Origin of the sequence: Streptomyces sp. BE303 (genome assembly GCF_036290945.1) — a bacterium.
In the GTDB taxonomy this organism is placed as follows: domain Bacteria; phylum Actinomycetota; class Actinomycetes; order Streptomycetales; family Streptomycetaceae; genus Kitasatospora.
In genome coordinates this window covers 1-1761 of record NZ_JAQYWZ010000451.1, presented here as the reverse complement: position 1 = coordinate 1761, position 1761 = coordinate 1, and the positions used below count along the sequence as shown (strand labels likewise).

Sequence of the window (1761 nt, the reverse complement as noted above, 5' to 3'; positions counted from 1 at the left end):
TCCTGTTCACGGGGCAGGGTGCGCAGCGAGCGTCGATGGGCCGGGGCTTGTACGAGGCGTTCCCGGTGTTCGCGGACGACTTCGACCAGGTGGCGTTGCACCTGGATGCCGATCTGGACCAGCCCCTGGCGGAGGTGCTGTCGGACGAGGAGCTGTTCCACCGGTCCGTGTACGCGCAGCCTGCGTGGTTCGCGGCGGAGGTGGCTTTGCATGCTCTGCTGTCGCACTGGGTGGTGCGGGGCAAGGAGGTCAATCAGGACGGTGCGACGAACGGTCTGACGGCGCAGAAAGGTCCGTCGCAGCAGCGGGATATCCGGGCGGCGTTGGCGCAGGCGGGGTTGAACCCGCAGGACGTCGACGCGGTCGAGGCGCACGGCACCGGCACGACGCTCGGCGACCCCATCGAGGCCCAGGCCCTCCTGGCCACCTACGGTCAGGACCGTGACGGTGGTGACCCGCTCTGGCTCGGGTCGGTGAAGTCCAACATCGGCCACACGCAGGCGGCGGCCGGTGTCGCCGGCATCATCAAGATGGTCCTGGCGATGCGGCACGAGACCCTGCCCGCCACCCTGCACGCGGACGAGCCGTCGACCGAGGTCAACTGGTCGGCGGGCGCCGTCGAGTTGCTGACGGAGTCGCGGCCCTGGAGCGCCGGGGACCGGCCTCGTCGGGCGGGTGTGTCGGCGTTCGGCGTCAGCGGTACGAACGCGCACGTGATCGTGGAGGAGCCCCCGGCCGTCGAGTCCGCCGCCGTCGTGGCAGCGGTGCAACTTCCCTTGGTGCCGGTGCTGTTGTCCGGTACGGACGAGGCGGCGCTCCGTGCCCAGGCACAGCAGGTGCGACTTGTGGCCGATCGGGATCTCCACACGCTCGCCGCAGCGGCAGCCCGCCGTGCCGCGCTGGCCCATCGGGCGGTGGTGCTCGCCGGTGACACCGAGGGGTTGACGACCGGGCTGGGCGCGGTAGCTTCCGGGTCGGGTGGTCTGACGGGTGTTGCGGGTTCTGGTCGGGTGGCGTTCCTGTTCACGGGGCAGGGTGCGCAGCGAGCGTCGATGGGCCGGGGCTTGTACGAGGCGTTCCCGGTGTTCGCGGACGCCTTCGACCAGGTGGCGTTGCACCTGGATGCCGATCTGGACCAGCCGCTGGCGGAGGTGCTGGCGGACGAGGAGCTGATCCACCGGACCGGGTACGCGCAGCCGGCGTTGTTCGCGGTGGAGGTGGCGTTGCATGCGCTGCTGTCGCACTGGGGTGTGCGGGCGGACGTGCTGGTGGGGCACTCGATCGGTGAGGTTGCCGCCGCGCATGTGGCCGGGGTGCTGTCGCTCGGCGATGCGGCGGCGCTGGTCGCGGCGCGTGGCAGGTTGATGCAGGCCCTTCCGGCGGGTGGGGCGATGCTCGCGGTGGGTGCTTCCGAGGCGGAGGTGCTGGCGGCGTTCCCGGATGTGGACGTTGCGGTGGTGAACGGCCCTGGGGCCGTGGTGGTCGCGGGCCTGGAAGCCGAGATCGACGCCGTCGCGGAGGCTGCGGGCGAGCGGGGCTGGAAGACCAGCCGTCTGCGGACCAGCCACGCCTTCCATTCGCGGTTGATGGAGCCGATGTTGGAGGACTTCCGCGCAGTGGTGCGGTCCCTGGCCTTCTCCGAGCCTTCGGTCCCGGCGGTGTCGTCGGTGACGGGCCGTCAGGTCGGTGTCGGGCAGTGGTCGGACCCGGAGTACTGGGTGGACCAGGTCCGCAAGCCGGTCCGCTTCGCCGACGCCCTCG

Annotated in this window: 1 protein-coding gene; it reads left to right on the top strand. The window is 71.2% G+C overall.

Going from position 1 to position 1761, the window contains the following annotated elements; genetic code table 11:
- Positions 1–47 precede the first annotated feature (47 nt).
- Positions 48–1761, top strand: a 1714-nt coding sequence (locus PUR56_RS08760; protein ID WP_329948459.1) for an acyltransferase domain-containing protein, incomplete at its 3' end; no start/stop codon positions are given.